This is a genomic window from Actinoplanes sp. NPDC026623 (assembly GCF_040638275.1).
GTDB lineage: Bacteria > Actinomycetota > Actinomycetes > Mycobacteriales > Micromonosporaceae > Actinoplanes.
Window position 1 is genome coordinate 1 of record NZ_JBEZXZ010000004.1, and the last position, 15,796, is coordinate 15,796.

Here is a 15,796-nt window from a genome sequence, read left to right on the forward strand (position 1 = left end):
TGCGCCCCGCCACGGGCGCGGCGCAGGACACCGCGGACTACGTCGTCATCGCCGGCGCGGCCGGCCTGCGCTGGGACGACCTCGACCCGCAGCGCACGCCCGCCCTGTGGGCCGAGGCGACCCGCGGCTCGATCGGCTGGCTCTCGGTGCGCTCGGCGCACCACACGACCTGCCCCTCGGACGGCTGGCTCACTCTCGGCGCCGGAAACCACGCGATCTGGAAGGACGACGACGTCGACGGGAAGTGCCCGCCGGCGACGCCCGCCCTGGAGCAACCGGACGGCATCGGCGCGAACCTGTCGCAGCTCAGCGGCGTGGTGCGCGAAAACCAGGACAAGCAGCCGTACGGCGCGGTGCCGGGCGCGCTGGCCGAGTCGCTGCGGTGCACGGTCGCGGTCGGGCCGGGCGCGGCGATCGCGGCGGCACGCCCGTTCGGCCGCGTCGACCGCTACGCGGAGACGCTGCCGGACGACCCGCGGGTCCTGCTGTCGCAGTGCGTGCTCAGCGTGGTCGACCTCGGCACCATCACCGGCACCGGGGCGGCGCGGCAGTCGCTGGTCGCGCAGGCCGACGCGACGCTGGCCCGGGTGGTCGCCGCCCGTCCCGAGCGTTCGGTGGTGATGGTCGCGGGGGTCTCGGACACCGACACCACCTCGCGGCTGCACGTGGCGATCGCCGAGGGGCCGGGCTGGCAGGGCGGCTGGCTGACCTCCGCCGGCACCGGCCGCGACGGCTACCTGCAGCTCGTCGACCTCGCGCCGACCGTGCTCACCTCGCTCGGCCGCCCGGCGCCGGAGGGGCTGTTCAGCGGGCACAGCGCGTTCCGGGCGCCCGGGCGTCCCGCGGATCCGGCGGACGCGGTGCTCGGCGTGCACAACGCGGACCGGCGCGCGGGCGCCCAGCTCGGCATCGCCGGAATGTTCTTCACCGGGCTGGCCATCGTGCAGCTGGCGGTGTTCCTGCTGGTCGTGCCGTTGATGATCCGGGCGCGCCGGCATGCCGGGCCGACCGGCCCGGCGGCCGCGCCGAGGTGGCGGGTGCTCAGCGTCGAGGTGCTGCTGATCGCCGCGGCCCTGGCCATCCCCGCCGCGCTGATCGCCGACGCGTCGCCGTGGTGGCGCGCGCCCCGGGCCGGGCTGGTCTTCGCCCTGCTGACGTTCCTTCTGGTCGCGGCCGGCACCGCCGCCGTGCGGTTCGGGCCGCGCTACCCGCGCACCCTGTGGCCGATGGGGCTGGTCTCGGCCGCCTGCGCGGCGGTGGTCGGCTTCGACCTGCTGACCGGCGCGCAACTGCAGCTCAACGGCGTCGCCGGCTACTCGGCGATCGAGGGCGCCCGCTACTCGGGCGTGGGCAGCGTCGGCCTCGGCGTCTTCGTCGCCGGCATCCTGGCCGTCGCGGGCTGCCTGGCCCAGCAGGTACGCCGCCCGTGGCGTCCCGTCGTGGTCGTGGTGATCGGCGGCTTCGGCGTCGTCATGGTCGGCAGCCCGTACCTGGGCGCGGACCCGGTCGGTGCGATCGCGGTGACCGCCGGGGTGTGCGTGGCCGCCGCGATCAGCACGGGTGGCTGGCTGACGTTCCCGCGCTTCGCCTGGGCGGCCCTCGCCGGGCTGGCCGTGACGATCGGCTTCGCCGCGCTGGATCTGCGCCGGCCCGAGCAGGAGCAGGGCAGCCTGGGCCGGGCGTTGACCGCGCTCGGCGACGGCACCGCGGGCCCGGCGATCCAGCGCGCGGCGACCTCCAACGCACACGCCCTGGACAGCCCGCTGACGCTGCTGGCGCTCGTCGGCATCCTGATGCTCACCTTCTGCCGTTTCTCGCCCTGGGGCGGTCTCAACCGGGTCTTCGGCCTGCACCCGGCGCTGCGCGCGGCGGTGGCCGGCACGGCGGTGGCGACGTTGATCGCCGGGGTGCTCGGCGGCGCGGCGTTCGCCGTCGCGGGCGCCGCGGGGGCGGTGTTCGTTCCGCTGGCGGTGCTGACGACGCTGCGGGTGCTGGAGCACGCGGCGGACCGCACCCGGCCCGAGGGCGGGACCGACGGTCCCGGCGGCCCGGGCCTGTCCATGCGGCCGCTGCCCGGGCGGCGGGGCCGGCGGTCGCCCGATTCGGCGGACAAATCCGACTCGGAGGGCGTGACCGTCCCGGGCGCCTGACGTCGACACGCGTAGCGAGCAGCCCGGACGTTCGCCCGGCGGGGATGGTGTTACCGTGGAATCCCGTGGATGGCGCGATCAACACAATGAGTTGAGCGCCGGTCTGCACGATCGCATCTGACCGACCACGGGAGCAGGCCTTGGCAGCAACAGTTCGCGAGACCCGGCACATCTTCGTCACCGGGGGCGTCGCCTCCTCGCTGGGCAAGGGCCTCACCGCCTCCAGCCTCGGCAATCTGCTGACCGCGCGCGGACTGCGGGTGGTCATGCAGAAGCTGGACCCCTACCTCAACGTCGACCCGGGCACGATGAATCCGTTCCAGCACGGCGAGGTCTTCGTTACCGAGGACGGCGCGGAGACCGACCTGGACGTCGGACACTACGAGCGCTTCCTGGACCGTGACCTGTCCGGCAAGGCGAACGTCACCACCGGCCAGGTCTACTCGGCGGTCATCGCCCGGGAGCGGCGCGGCGAGTATCTCGGCGACACCGTGCAGGTCATCCCGCACATCACGAACGAGATCAAGAGCCGGATCTTCGCGATGGCCGACGCGGACGAGAACGGCCTGGTCCCGGACGTGGTGATCACCGAGGTCGGCGGCACCGTCGGCGACATGGAGTCGCTGCCGTTCCTGGAGGCGATCCGCCAGGTCCGCCACGCGGTCGGCCGGGACCACGTCTTCTACCTGCACGTCTCGCTGGTGCCGTACCTCGCGCCGTCGGGTGAGCTGAAGACCAAGCCGACCCAGCACTCGGTGGCCGCGCTGCGCAACATCGGTATCCAGCCGGACGCCCTGATCTGCCGCAGCGACCGCGAGATCCCCGAGAAGATGAAGCACAAGCTGGCGCTCTACTGCGACGTGGACGTCGAGGCGGTCATCGCCTGCCCGGACGCGCCCAGCATCTACGACATCCCGAAGGTGCTGCACGACGAGGGCCTGGACGCGTACGTGGTGCGGCGCCTCGGCCTGTCGTTCCGCGACGTGAACTGGCACACCTGGAACGACCTGCTGGAGCGGGTGCACCACCCCAAGCGCACGATCACCATCGCGCTGGTCGGCAAGTACGTCGACCTGCCGGACGCGTACCTGTCGGTCAGCGAGGCGATCCGGGCGGCCGGGTTCGGCAACACCGTGAAGATCCAGATCCGCTGGGTGCCGAGCGACGACTGCGCGACCCTGTCCGGCGCCGCGAACGCCCTGAAGGGCGTCGACGGCATCGTCATCCCCGGCGGCTTCGGCGTCCGCGGCATCGAGGGCAAGGTCAACACTTCCCGGTACGCCCGGGAGAACGGCATCCCGATCCTCGGCCTCTGCCTCGGCCTGCAGTGCATGACCATCGACGCGGCGCGCAACCTGGCCGGCCTGGCGGGCGCCAACTCGCTGGAGTTCGACGAGACCGCCGCCTACCCGGTGATCTCCACGATGGCCGACCAGGAGGACATCGTCGCGGGCAAGGGCGACATGGGCGGCACGATGCGCCTGGGCGCCTACCCGGCGGTGCTGCGCGCCGGTTCGATCGTCGCTGAGGTCTACGGCGCGACGGAGATCTCCGAGCGGCACCGGCACCGCTACGAGGTGAACAACGACTACCGCGACAAGCTGGCCAAGTCCGGCCTGATCTTCTCCGGCACCTCGCCCGACGGCCGGCTGGTCGAGTTCATCGAGCTGGACCGCGAGACCCACCCGTACTTCGTGGCCACCCAGGCGCACCCGGAGCTCAAGAGCCGCCCGACCCGCCCGCACCCGCTCTTCGACGGCCTGGTCAGGGCCGCCGTCGCGTACGCGGCCGCGGACGAGCTGCCGGTCGAGGTGGCCGAGCCGAACCACGCGGCCAAGGCGGCGGTCGCCGCGTCATGACGAGCTTCTCCCACGAGACCGTCTCGCGTACGCAGCGCTACGCCGGGCCGATCTTCACGGTCCACACCGACGAGGTGACGATGCCGGGCGGGGGCACCGCCCGGCGCGACGTCGTGACCAACAAGAACGCCGTGGTGGTCGTCGCCCTGGACGACGTCGGCCGGGTCGCGCTGATCCGGCAGTACCGGCACCCGCTCGGCCGCAAGATCTGGGAGCTGCCCGCGGGCCTGCGCGACGTGGACGGCGAGGACCTGGTCCTCGCCGCCGCCCGTGAGCTGGCCGAGGAGGTCGACCTCGTCGCGGCCCGCTACGACCTGCTCATCGACCTGCACACCTCGCCCGGGTTCAGCGCCGAGACGGTCCGGATCTTCCTGGCCCGGGAGCTGTCGGCGGTGCCGTCCGGTGAGCTGCACGAGCGCCACGACGAGGAGGCCGACATCGAGCTCGTCTGGTGCGACCTCGACGAGGCCGTCGCCATGGTGCTGCGCGGCGAGATCACCAACGCGGCCGCGGCCGGCGGGCTGCTCGCCGCCGCCCGGGCCCGCGACGACGGCTGGGCGACCCTGCGCCCGGCCGGCACCCCGCCGATCTGAGCGACGACCGGTACGCCCGGACCCCGGGCGTGCCGGTCCGGCCGGCCGTCCGGGTGTTCTGGACCACACTGCCGACAGCGGCCCTCTTCTTGATCTTCGGGCGGCGCATCGGCAGTATCTTCCACTTGGTGGGACGGTATTCTGCTAAGCAGCCCGTCTCGGGTATGAGCCATCGACGTCTCTCCCGGAAAGGACGGTGTCGACTGTGAAGGTCGGCATTCCTAGCGAAGTCAAGAACAACGAGTTCCGAGTCGCGATCACCCCCGCGGGGGTCTTCGAGCTGAACCGGGCCGGCCACGAGGTCTTCGTGCAGGCCGGCGCGGGTGCCGGCTCCTCGATCACGGACGCGGACTTCGCCGCCGCGGGCGCCGTGATCCTCGAGGGCCCCGACGCCGTCTGGGCCGCCGGCGACCTGATCCTCAAGGTCAAGGAGCCGATCGCCGAGGAGTACGGCCGGATGCGTGAGGGCCAGGTGCTCTTCACCTACCTGCACCTCGCGGCGTCGAAGGAGTGCACCGACGCGCTCATCGACCGCAAGGTTACCGGCATCGCCTACGAGACCGTCGAGCTGCCCGACCGCAGCCTGCCGCTGCTCGCCCCGATGTCCGAGGTCGCCGGGCGGCTCGCGCCGCAGGTGGGCTCCTACCATCTGATGCGCTCCGGCGGCGGCCGCGGCGTGCTCATGGGCGGCGTCCCCGGCGTCTACCAGGCCAAGGTCGTCGTCATCGGCGCCGGCGTCTCGGGCATGAACGCGGCGGCGATCGCGCTCGGCATGCAGGCCGAGGTGCTGGTGCTGGACAAGAACATCGCCCGGCTCCGCGCGGCCGACGCCGACTACCGCGGGCACCTGCAGACGATCGCGTCGAACGCGTACGAGATCGAGAAGGCCGTCATCGACGCCGACCTGGTGATCGGCGCGGTTCTGGTGCCCGGCGCGAAGGCGCCGAACCTGATCTCCAACGACCTCGTCTCGCGGATGAAGCCGGGCAGCGTGCTCGTCGACATCGCCATCGACCAGGGTGGCTGCTTCGAGGACTCGCGGCCGACCACGCACGCGGACCCGGTCTACCGGGTGCACGAGTCGATGTTCTACTGCGTCGCGAACATGCCCGGCGCGGTGCCGCACACCAGCACGTACGCCCTGACCAACGTAACCCTGCCGTACGCGCTGGAGCTGGCGAACCGGGGCTGGCGCGACGCGGTCACGGCCGACCCGGCGCTGGCCCTGGGCCTCAACACCCACGCCGGGCACGTCACCTACGGCCCGGTCGCCGAGGCGCACGGCATGCGGGCCTACACCCTGGCCGAGGTGCTCGGCTGAGTCCACCAGCGGTCAGTTCACCGGCGTTGCGGCGGGCCGTGCGGACCTACCTCGACCACCTCACGGTGGAGCGCGGCCTGTCCCACAACACGCTTGCCTCGTACCGGCGCGACCTGGACCGTTACCTGGAGACCCTGGCCGAGGCCGGCGTCGGCGATCTCGCCGCGGTCACCGAGGCCGAGGTCGCCGGACACCTCGCGCGCCTGCGCGAGGGCGGCCCCGGGCATCCCGCGCTGTCGGCCGCGTCGGCGGCGCGGGCGGTGAGCGCCGTCCGCGGCCTGCACCGGTTCGCGGCCCGCGAGGGCCTCGTGGCGCACGACGTGAGCCGCGAGGTGAAACCGCCGGCGCCGCCGAAGCGGCTGCCGAAGGCGCTCGACGTCGACCAGGTCGCCCGGCTGCTCGCCGTCGTCGCCGCGCCACGCGACCGGGCCCTGCTGGAATTCCTGTACGGCACCGGCGCGCGGATCTCCGAGGCGGTCGGGCTGGCCGTCGACGACCTCAGCCTCGGCGACGAGCCGACGGTCACCCTGCACGGCAAGGGCGGGCGGACCCGGTTCGTGCCGGTCGGCCGCTTCGCCCGGGAGGCCCTGGAGGCCTACCTCGTCCAGGCCCGGCCCGCGCTGGTCGCCGCCGGGCGCGGCACGCCCGCGGTGTTCCTCAACGCGCGCGGCGGCCCGCTCTCGCGGCAGAGCGCCTGGACGATCCTGCACCGCGCCGCGGAGGCCGCCGGGTTGCCCGTCGAGGGCCCGCACGCCGTGTCCCCACACACATTGCGGCACTCGTACGCGACCCATCTGCTCGACGGCGGCGCGGACGTGCGGGTCGTGCAGGAGTTGCTCGGGCACGCCTCGGTGACGACCACGCAGGTCTACACCCTGGTGACAGTGGACCGACTTCGGGAGGTGTACGCGACCTCCCACCCGCGCGCTCGTTGAACGGTGTGCGTGAGTCGGCGCGACACGCCGAACGGCTGACCCCGGCGGGGCGGCCACTTTGGCGTACAGTCGGGCATCGGCTCCGGCTGCGGGTCGAGAGGGGGCAGGGAAATGAGCGGGAACCATGACCGCGCGGAGGCGTGGACCTCAGCCCTGCGCGACCAGCAGGGCTCCATGGATCTCGGTGCCGATCTCGGCCCTGCCGACCCGACGGCCTACACGATGCGCAGGCCGATCCCCGAGCCGATGCCGACCGATCGGCACGGCCCGGCGCGGATCATCGCCCTCGCCAACCAGAAGGGTGGCGTCGGCAAGACCACGACGACCATCAACCTGGGCGCCGCCCTGGCCGAATACGGCCGCAAGGTGCTGCTCGTCGACTTCGACCCGCAGGGCGCCTGCTCGGTCGGCCTCGGCGTCAACCCGCACAACCTCGACCTGAGCATCTACAACCTGCTGATGCAGGACGACGTCATCGCCGAGGACGTCATCATCAAGACGGACGTGGCCGGGCTGCACCTGCTGCCGGCCAACATCGACCTGTCCGCTGCCGAGATCCAGCTGGTCAACGAGGTCGCCCGCGAGATGGCCCTGGCGCGGGTGCTGCGCACCGTGCGCAAGGAATACGACTTCATCCTGATCGACTGCCAGCCCTCGCTGGGCCTGCTGGCGATCAACGCGCTGACCATCGCGCACGGCGTGCTCATCCCGCTCGAGTGCGAGTTCTTCAGCCTGCGGGGCGTGGCCCTGCTGCTCGACACGATCGACAAGGTGCGCGAGCGGCTCAACTTCGACCTGGAGCTCGAGGGCATCCTGGCGACCATGTACGACAGCCGCACCACCCACTGCCGCCAGGTGCTGCAGCGGGTCGTCGAGGCGTTCGGCGACAAGGTCTACCAGACGGTCATCACCAAGACGGTGAAGTTCCCGGAGTCCACGGTGGCCGGCGCGCCGATCACCAGCCTGGACCCGGCGTCCTCGGGCGCCCGCAACTACCGCCAGCTCGCCCGCGAGGTCATCGCCGCGCAGGCGGAGCGGGGCTGACTTTGCTGTTCGCCCTCGGCGAACCGATCGCGTTCGTCGCGCTGGTCGTCGCCTTCCTGCTCGGCCTGCTGTTGCGGTCCTTCGCGATCCGGATGACGGCACGCACCCTGCACCTGAGCGACCGCCGGGAATCGGTGTCGCCGCGGCCGCGCGAGGACATCGACCCGTTCGGCGCCGTCGCGGCGGCGGTCGGTGGCATGGGCTGGGGCAAGGTGGTCTCGGTCGACGAGGTCTCGCGCCGGCAGGGCCGGGGCCGGGCGGCGGCGGTCTTCGCCGCCGGGCCGCTGGCCTGCATCCTGGTCTCCCAGATCCTGTTCGCGGCGTACGTGGTGCTGTTCCCGCGCGACCTGCTGTCGGTGATCGGCCTGTCGGACGTGCTGCGCGGGCTCCCGCTGCCGGTGGGGGAGCAGGTGCTGCTCTGCCTGGCGGTGGGGCTGCTGAGCTTCGGGCTGCTGGCGCTGATCCCCGTCCCGCCGCTGGACGGCTTCGGCATCCTGTGGTCGGCGCAGCGCAGTCCGGGGCCGGGGATGCAGTGGATGCGGCTGTGGTTCGAGGACAAGAACCTCGGCGTGCTGATCCTGCTGATCTTCTGCTTCTTCCCGCTCGGTGGCCCGATCCTGATGGCGATCCTCAACGTGCTCGGCCTGCCGTTCCTGCTCCTCTGGGGCTGACGCCCGCGAGTCCGGCCGGTTGATGCAGGATGCATTTTCCGGATTAGCCACGGAACGCCCGCCATCGGATGAATCATCATCGGGTGGGGCACCCGGTGGCACTCGTGTTGATCGCCGCGCTTTTCGTGACGGTCCTCGTCTGGACGTCGGTGACCTACCTGCGCCGCCGCGACCCCCTGCTGCGCGATCTCATGCTGATCTTCGCCTCGATGTCGATGGTCTTCATCGTGGGCGGACTTCGGCTGATCATGGGCGTCCCGCCCGGGCCGGTGGTGGCGGTGCTCGTCGCCCTGGTGATAGCTCAGCCCTATCTCACCCTGCGGCTGGTGAGCCGGCTGCGCAGGGTGCCGTCATGGGTCCTCTGGGCCGCGCTGGCCGGCTGGATCGTCGGCGCCGCAAAGATCATCTTCTGGCCGGCCGAGCTACCCAACCGGGCCGGCTGGTCGGTGGCGATCATGATCTTCCTGTTCGACGCCGTCGCCGCGATGCTGCTGGCGCACGAGGCCCGTAACCGCGGCGGGGCGGCCCGGATCCGGTTGTCGTGTGCCGCGGCGGCCACCGCGGTGCTCGGTGCGTCGTTGCTGCTGGCGGGCTCCCGGCCCGGCTTCGCGGTGCTCGCGCGGGCCGTGATGCTGATCGCGGCGCTGAGCTACGTGCTCGCGTTCCTGCCGCCGCGATGGCTGCGCCGCATCTGGTCCCGGGGCGCGGCCTACTCCGTGATGCAGCAGCTGCTGGCCTCGCCCGCCGACGCGCAGGCGCGGCAGATCTGGCAACGCTACTGCCAGGGCACCCGCCGGGTGTTCGGCATCGACGCGGTGGTGGTGTTGCTGCCCGGCCCGGACTCCCTGGTGCGCCCGGTCGGCGACCCGGACCTCGGCCTCGGCGAGCGGCGCTACCCCGGCGACGACGGCGTCGCGCGGCTGCTGACCAGCCGGATCACCATCGACGCGCTGGCCGGCTGGACCGACCCGCCCCAGGTGGCGGTGGACCTGGCCCGCGGCAGCGGCACCCGGTTCGTGAGCGCGGCGCCCCTGCCGGTGCCCGGCGCGGCGCTGGTGCTGCTGCACCGCTACCGCACCCTGTTCGCCGACGACGACGTCGCCATGTTCGCCGAGCTGGGCGCCCAGGCGGCGGCCCTCGCCGAGCGGGCCGGTGTGCTCGAGGAGCGCCAGCGGCTCGCCGTCATCGTGGAGTCCTCCGCCGACGCGATCCTCAGCAAGGACCTCGACGGCGTGATCACCAGCTGGAACGCCGGCGCCGAGGAGCTGTACGGCTACCGCGTCGAGGAGGCGATCGGCCGGGACTACGCCATGCTGCTGGCGCCCGGGCACCGCGACGAGGAGCGGCGGCTGCGGGACCGGGTGGCCCGCGGCGAGCGCGTCGAGCAGCTGGAGGTCGAGCACCGGACCAAGGCCGGCGCGCCGGTCCTGGCCTCGCTGACCTCGTCGCTGATCACCGACGCCGCCGGCCGCCCGATGGGCATCGCCTGCATCGTGCGCGACATCAGCGAACTCCGGCGCGCCGAGGCGATGTTCCGCGGACTGCTCGAGGCGTCCCCGTACGGGATCATCGGGGTCACCGCCGACGGCGGCATCGTCCTGATCAACGCGGAGGCCGAGCGGCTCTTCGGGTACCGGCGCGACGAACTGCTCGGGCGATCCGTCGACATCCTGGTGCCCGAGCGGTTCCGCGCCGTGCACCTCGGCCAGCGGAGAAACTACTTCGCCGACCCTCGGCCACGGGACATGGGCGTCGGCCTGGCCCTGGCCGTGGTCCGCAAGGACGGCAGCGAGTTCCCCGCCGAGATCAGCCTGTCCGCCCTCGAGACCGAGGAGGGCGTGATCGTCTCCGCCGCGGTCCGCGACGTCACGGAACGGATCCACGCGCAGGCCGAGCGGGAGCGCCTGGCCGCCCAGGCCGAACGCGACGCCGCGGAGCGCCGCACGCAGCACACCCGCAGGCTGGAGAGCCTCGGCCAGCTCGCCGGCGGCGTGGCGCACGACTTCAACAACATCCTGGCGGTGATCGCCAGCTACACCGAGCTGCTCGTCGAGACGCTCGGCAACCCCGTACCGGATCCGCAGGAGCTGAGCGCCGCCCGCACCGACCTGGCCCAGATCGGCAGGGCGACCGAGCGCGCCACCCGGCTGACCAAGCAGTTGCTGGCGTTCGGCCGGCGCGAGATCACCCAGGCGCAGGTGGTCAGCCTCAACCACGTGGTCGGCGACGTCGAGCAGATGCTGCGGCGCACCCTCGGCGAGCACATCCACCTGATCACCCACCTCGACCGGGATCTCTGTCCGGTCTGCGTCGACCCGAGCCAGGTCGAGCAGGTGCTGCTCAACCTCGCGGTGAACGCCCGGGACGCGATGCCGGCCGGCGGCACGCTGTCCATCGACACCAGCAACACCCGCCTCGACGAGGACGAGGTCGCCGACACCGGCCTCGCACCCGGACGGTACGCGCGGATCAGGATCAGCGACACCGGCACCGGCATGCCCCCCGAGGTGGCCGAGCGCGCGTTCGAGCCGTTCTTCACCACCAAGCCGCAGGGCGCCGGCACCGGTCTCGGCCTGGCCACCGTCTACGGCATCTGCGCGGCGGCCGGCGGCCACGTGCGCCTCTACTCGGAGAATGGCATCGGCACCACGATCACGCTGGTGCTGCCCGCCACCGACGCCGAGGCCGGCACCGGGGCCCCGGCCGCCGCCGACCGGCCCGCCGACCGGCCCGCCGAGCGGGCCACGGCGCCGCGGGAGACGATCCTGCTGGTGGAGGACGAGGCCGCGCTGCGCGAGGCGGCCGGGCGCATCCTCAGGCGCGCCGGCTACCACGTGCTGGTCGCCGACGGCGGCGCCGGCGCGCTGCGCCTCGCCCAGAGCCACCCGGATCCGATACACCTGCTGCTCACCGACGTGATCATGCCCAACATGATGGGCAACGAGGTCGCCGCCCGGGTGAGCGCGCTGCGCCCCGGCATCCCGGTGCTCTACATGTCCGGGTACGCCCAGCCGGTGCTCACCGAGAACGGCACCCTGCCGCCCGGCGTCAGCATCATCGAGAAGCCGTTCACCCGCAGCGACCTGCTCGACGGGGTGCGGGCGCGGCTGCGGCACGGCGCCGCGGAGACGCCCGCCCTAGCGGGCGGCGCGCACGGCGGCGACCAGGGCGAGCACGCCACCGCCGAGGATGGGTAGGCCGATCGACAGGATGCCGAGCAGGCCCAGCGCGACCATCATCGAGCCGGCCACCGACAGGGCCGGGCGGCGGAGCCGCGCCGACCGCGCCGCACCGTAGCCGGCGAGCAGCGCCGCCACGGCCAGCGCGGCGACGAACCAGACGGCGGGCTGCTCGTCCTGCCGGCTCAGCACCGCGGCGTAGACGCCGATCATGATCGCCGCGAGCAGGGCCGCGCTCGCGGCTAGTGGATCCCAGCGCTGCCGCCGTCCGGTGGTCATGAGGGCATGATCGCAGACCGGCGCCGATCCCCGATCGCCTGGACATCAACCGGGGTGGAGGCCATACCGTCTGTGCCATGAGCATCGTCCGCGGAAACCGGAAGACGTTCTACCAACTACTGGTCAACACCCTGCTGGTATCGGTCATCAACTACACCGTCTGGTTCGCGATCACCTTCTACGTCTACCTGCAGACGCGCTCGGTCTTCGCCACCGGTGTCGTCTCCGGAATCTTCCTGGTGATGACGGCGCTGACCGGCATCTGGTTCGGCAGCCTGGTCGACCACCACGCCAAGAAGACGATGATGCAGGCGTCGGCGGCCGCGTCGTTCCTGCTCTACGCCGCCGCCTTCGTGATCTACCAGGCCGCCCCGCACGGATCGTTCGCCGACCCGGCGAGCGCCGCCCTGTGGGCGTTCATCGTGCTGCTGATGTTCGGCGTCATCGTCGGCAACATCCGCACGATCGCGCTGCCGACGCTGGTGACGGTGCTGATCGAGCCGGACACCAGGGACCGGGCCAACGGGCTGGTCGGCACCACCTCGGGGGTGTCGTTCCTGCTGACGTCGGTGATCAGCGGCGTGCTGGTGGCGGCCGGCGGCATGTTCTGGGTGCTGGTCCTGGCGCTGGTGGTGCTCGCCGTCGCGGTGGCGCACCTGGCCCTCGTCGCGGTGCCGGAGCGGGCGGCCGCGCCGGACCCGGCCCTCGCCGGCGAGCCCGCCCCGAAACGCACTGTCGACGTGCGGGGCACCATCCGGGTGATCGGCGAGGTGCCCGGCCTGAGCGCCCTGATCCTCTTCTCGGCGTTCAACAACTTCCTCGGCGGCGTGTTCATGGCGCTGATGGACGCGTACGGGTTGTCGCTGGTGTCGGTGCAGGCGTGGGGCCTGCTCTGGGGGGTGCTGAGCACCGGCTTCATCGTCGGCGGGCTGCTCATCGCCCGGACCGGGCTGGGCCGCAACCCGGTCTGGCTGCTGCTCGTCGTCAACCTGGTGCTGTGGAGCGTCACCATGCTGTTCGCGCTGCGCTCGTCCATTCTCCTGCTCGCCGCCGGCATGTACGTGTACTCGCTGTTCGTGCCGTACGCGGAGGCCGCCGAGCAGACGATCCTGCAGAAGGTGGTGCCCTACGAGCGGCAGGGCCGGGTCTTCGGCTTCGCGCAGAGCGTCGAGCAGGCGGCCTCGCCGCTGACCGCGTTCCTGATCGCGCCGATTGCCCAGTTCGTGTTCATCCCGTTCATGTCCGAGGGCGGCGCGGGTGCCCGGGCGATCGGCGGCTGGTTCGGCACCGGCGCCGACCGGGGGCTCGCGCTCGTGTTCGTGCTGACCGGCGTCATCGGCTTCGCCGCCACGGTGCTGGCGCTGCGCAGCGGCCCGTACCGGCGGCTGAGCCGGCGGTATGCGGACGGCCCGATCCCGGAGCCGGACCTGGCGACGTGATCGCGGGTCAGCGCCTGACGCGGTAATTCAGGAACACGGCGCCGTTGCCGAAGCGCCGCTCCCGCATGAGGTCGAGCTCCACCCGGATCCCGGCCGGCAGGAACCGGGTGCCCCCGCCGACGGCGACCGGCGAGATGAACAGGACGACCTCGTCGACGAGCCCGGCCCGGAAGGCGTGCGCGGTGAGCGTCGGCCCGCCGATGCTCACGTCGCGCTCCGCCGTGAGCTTCAGCTCGCGGACCGCCCGGGGGTCGAAGGTCCGCTCGATCCGGGTGCGGGCGGTGGTCGCGGCATCGAGGGTCGCGGAATACACGATCTTGTCGGCGGCCCGCCACACGGCGGCGTAGTCGACGGCGACCGGCGCCAGGCCCGGCTGCTCGCCGGCGGTCTCCCAGTACGCCATCACCTCGTAGAGGCGGCGGCCGTAGAGGTAGGTGCCGATGGGCCGCTCGAGGTCGTTGATGAAGGCGTGCACCTCGTCGTCGGGCGCGCTCCAGTCGAACCCGCCGCTCTCGTCGCAGATGTAGCCGTCGAGTGAGATGTTGCCGGTGCAGACCAGCTTCGCCATCGGATCCATGGTAGTCGCGACGGCCATATGATCCATTTATGTTGCAGGGCTACGACGAGCGCAATGCCGACATCGTCTACTGGGTCAACGGGGTGCTGCGGCACCGCGACGAGCCCGGCATCTCGCCGTTCGACTCGGCGGTGCAGGGCGGCGACGCGGTCTGGGAGGGCCTGCGGCTCTACCGGGGCAGCATCTTCGGACTCACCGCGCACCTCGCCCGGCTGCGGCGCTCCGCCGCCGCGCTCAACTTCGCGGCGGTGCCCGCCGACGCCGAGATCACCGCCGCGATCGCGGCCACGCTGCGCGCCAACCGGATGTTCGACGGCGTGCACATCCGGCTGACCCTGACCCGCGGCGTGAAGATCACCAGCGGGATGGACCCGCGGCTGAACCGGGCCGGCCCCACCCTGATCGTGCTCGCCGAGTACAAGGCGCCGGTCTACGACACCACCGGGCTGCGGCTGATCACCGCGAGCGTGCGGCGCCCCGGCCCGGACGTGCTCGACCCGAAGATCCACCACGCCAACCTGCTGAACTCGATCCTCGCGAAGATCGAGGCGACCGTGGCCGGCGCCGACGACGCGCTGATGCTCGACGGGCGCGGCTTCGTCGCCGAGACCAACGCCACCCACCTGTTCGCGGTGATCGGCGGAACGCTGACCACACCGGCCACGGCGGCCTGCCCGGAGGGAATCACCCGGCAGACCGTGCTGGACCTGGCGCGCTCCGCCGCGATCCCGGCCGTGGTCCGCGACGTGTCCCTCGCCGAGATGTACGCCGCGGACGAGGCGTTCTGCACCGGCACCATGGGCGAGATCGCCGGCGTCACGATGATCGACGGCCGGCCGATCGGCGCCGGGCACATCGGGGACCTGACCGGCCGGATCGCCCGGCTCTACCAGGAGCACGCCCGGGCACACGGCACCCCGATCGTCGGGCAGTGAGCCCTCAGAGCCGGTGCGCGGCCAACTCGTCGTAGAACGGCTGGGCCGCCTCGACCAGCGGGCGCAGCCGGTCCGGCACCTCGACCGGCGCCGGATCGTAGGGCGCGAACCCGGTGGAGGCCCGCACGGCCGCGTACCAGTGCGGCGCCCACACCCCGTCGGTGGCCCGCGGGCCGGGCGGCCAGTGCAGCATGGCCGGGTCGAAGTCGAGGCCCAGCGCGGCGCAGAGCCGGCCCAGCACCGCGGCCGGATCCCGGAGCACGTCGGCGGCGTCGACCACCGGCCCGCCGAAGGCACGGAAGAGCTCCGCCTGCTGCGGGAAGCCGAGATCGGCAAGCGCCGGCTCGCCGCGCACCCGGGCGTACGAGGCGACCACGTGGGCCGGATCGCGGATCAGGAACGCGTGGGTGAGCGCGCCGAGCCAGGACCGGCCCATGCCGGGCAGCAGGTGATGGGCCATGTGCTTCTGGTAGTGCACCGCCGCGCCGCCCGGCGGCGGGCCGGTCAACGCCGCCGCGACGTCCTGCCACCGGTTCGGCTGACTCGCCAGCACCGCGTCGCGGCCGGGATGGTCGAGGCCGGTGACGGCCAGATAGTGCGCATAGAGCGGCTCGTCGGCCACGACGGTGTCGGACCGGGAGCCGAAGCTGCGCATCATGGCGGTGGAGATGTTGCGCGGGCCCGACCACATCGCCACCCGAGTCGTCATGCCACCAAGGATCACATTCGTGCGGCTCGCCGACTAACCCCGCACGGACAGTTACCGCTCGTCCACCGCTGCGTTGACCTTGAGGGGAGCTGCACTCGACGTCGC

The 15,796-nt window shown here is 72.4% G+C and carries 13 protein-coding genes; 10 read left to right on the forward strand and 3 right to left on the reverse strand.

What is annotated here, in order from left to right:
- The 8 genes from AB0F10_RS01910 to AB0F10_RS01945 all read left to right on the forward strand — a co-directional run.
- A partial coding sequence (locus tag AB0F10_RS01910; protein ID WP_360619919.1) for a hypothetical protein occupies window positions 1-2,150 on the forward strand: 2,150 nt, incomplete at its 5' end.
- Window positions 2,151-2,290: 140 nt separating this feature from the next.
- Window positions 2,291-4,009 carry a CTP synthase gene (locus AB0F10_RS01915; RefSeq protein WP_360619920.1) on the forward strand — a complete coding sequence of 573 codons (1,719 nt, stop codon included), beginning with the start codon at window positions 2,291-2,293 and terminating at the stop codon, window positions 4,007-4,009.
- Entirely contained in the window at window positions 4,006-4,602 is a 597-nt protein-coding gene (locus AB0F10_RS01920) for an NUDIX hydrolase (protein WP_360619921.1), read from the forward strand. Before AB0F10_RS01915 ends, AB0F10_RS01920 begins: the two co-directional genes overlap by 4 nt.
- Before the next feature lie 205 nt (window positions 4,603-4,807).
- Window positions 4,808-5,923 carry an alanine dehydrogenase gene (gene ald, locus AB0F10_RS01925; protein WP_360620026.1) on the forward strand — a complete coding sequence of 372 codons (1,116 nt, stop codon included), beginning with the start codon at window positions 4,808-4,810 and terminating at the stop codon, window positions 5,921-5,923.
- A complete protein-coding gene (locus tag AB0F10_RS01930) occupies window positions 5,920-6,858 on the forward strand; it encodes a site-specific tyrosine recombinase XerD (RefSeq protein ID WP_360620027.1) in 939 nt (312 codons plus the stop codon). Before ald ends, AB0F10_RS01930 begins: the two co-directional genes overlap by 4 nt.
- Before the next feature lie 111 nt (window positions 6,859-6,969).
- Window positions 6,970-7,902, forward strand: coding sequence for an AAA family ATPase (locus AB0F10_RS01935; RefSeq protein WP_360619922.1), 933 nt, complete (start codon window positions 6,970-6,972; stop codon window positions 7,900-7,902).
- A gap of 2 nt (window positions 7,903-7,904) precedes the next feature.
- Window positions 7,905-8,573: a hypothetical protein gene (locus tag AB0F10_RS01940; protein WP_360619923.1), complete on the forward strand. Its 669-nt coding sequence runs from the start codon at window positions 7,905-7,907 to the stop codon at window positions 8,571-8,573.
- A gap of 95 nt (window positions 8,574-8,668) precedes the next feature.
- Window positions 8,669-11,770: a PAS domain S-box protein gene (locus AB0F10_RS01945; RefSeq protein ID WP_360619924.1), complete on the forward strand. Its 3,102-nt coding sequence runs from the start codon at window positions 8,669-8,671 to the stop codon at window positions 11,768-11,770.
- Here the strand turns inward: AB0F10_RS01945 and AB0F10_RS01950 are convergent.
- Window positions 11,711-12,031, reverse strand: a complete 321-nt coding sequence (locus AB0F10_RS01950) for a hypothetical protein (protein ID WP_360619925.1) — start codon at window positions 12,029-12,031, stop codon at window positions 11,711-11,713. The genes AB0F10_RS01945 and AB0F10_RS01950 overlap by 60 nt on opposite strands.
- A 77-nt stretch (window positions 12,032-12,108) precedes the next feature.
- Between AB0F10_RS01950 and AB0F10_RS01955 the strand changes: the two genes are divergently transcribed.
- Window positions 12,109-13,470: an MFS transporter gene (locus tag AB0F10_RS01955; protein WP_360619926.1), complete on the forward strand. Its 1,362-nt coding sequence runs from the start codon at window positions 12,109-12,111 to the stop codon at window positions 13,468-13,470.
- Between the two features lie 7 nt (window positions 13,471-13,477).
- On the opposite strand, the gene AB0F10_RS01960 is transcribed toward AB0F10_RS01955, so the two are convergent.
- Window positions 13,478-14,038, reverse strand: a complete 561-nt coding sequence (locus AB0F10_RS01960; protein WP_360619927.1) for a dihydrofolate reductase family protein — start codon at window positions 14,036-14,038, stop codon at window positions 13,478-13,480.
- Between the two features lie 38 nt (window positions 14,039-14,076).
- On the opposite strand from AB0F10_RS01960, the gene AB0F10_RS01965 reads away from it, so the two are divergent.
- A complete protein-coding gene (locus AB0F10_RS01965; RefSeq protein ID WP_360619928.1) occupies window positions 14,077-14,982 on the forward strand; it encodes an aminotransferase class IV in 906 nt (301 codons plus the stop codon).
- Between the two features lie 4 nt (window positions 14,983-14,986).
- Here AB0F10_RS01965 and AB0F10_RS01970 read toward each other — a convergent pair whose 3' ends face one another.
- On the reverse strand, window positions 14,987-15,691 hold the full coding sequence (locus AB0F10_RS01970; protein ID WP_360619929.1) for an HAD family hydrolase: 705 nt from the start codon (window positions 15,689-15,691) through the stop codon (window positions 14,987-14,989).
- Window positions 15,692-15,796 lie beyond the last annotated feature (105 nt).

Excerpts from the sequence above, each read along its gene's own strand:
- AB0F10_RS01970 (WP_360619929.1), bottom strand. The coding sequence starts at position 15,691 with ATGACGACTCGGGTGGCGATGTGGTCGGGCCCGCGCAACATCTCCACC.
- AB0F10_RS01935 (WP_360619922.1), top strand. The coding sequence starts at position 6,970 with ATGAGCGGGAACCATGACCGCGCGGAGGCGTGGACCTCAGCCCTGCGC.
- AB0F10_RS01955 (WP_360619926.1), top strand. The coding sequence starts at position 12,109 with ATGAGCATCGTCCGCGGAAACCGGAAGACGTTCTACCAACTACTGGTC.
- AB0F10_RS01950 (WP_360619925.1), bottom strand. The coding sequence starts at position 12,031 with ATGACCACCGGACGGCGGCAGCGCTGGGATCCACTAGCCGCGAGCGCG.
- AB0F10_RS01965 (WP_360619928.1), top strand. The coding sequence starts at position 14,077 with ATGTTGCAGGGCTACGACGAGCGCAATGCCGACATCGTCTACTGGGTC.
- AB0F10_RS01960 (WP_360619927.1), bottom strand. The coding sequence starts at position 14,038 with ATGGCGAAGCTGGTCTGCACCGGCAACATCTCACTCGACGGCTACATC.
- AB0F10_RS01920 (WP_360619921.1), top strand. The coding sequence starts at position 4,006 with ATGACGAGCTTCTCCCACGAGACCGTCTCGCGTACGCAGCGCTACGCC.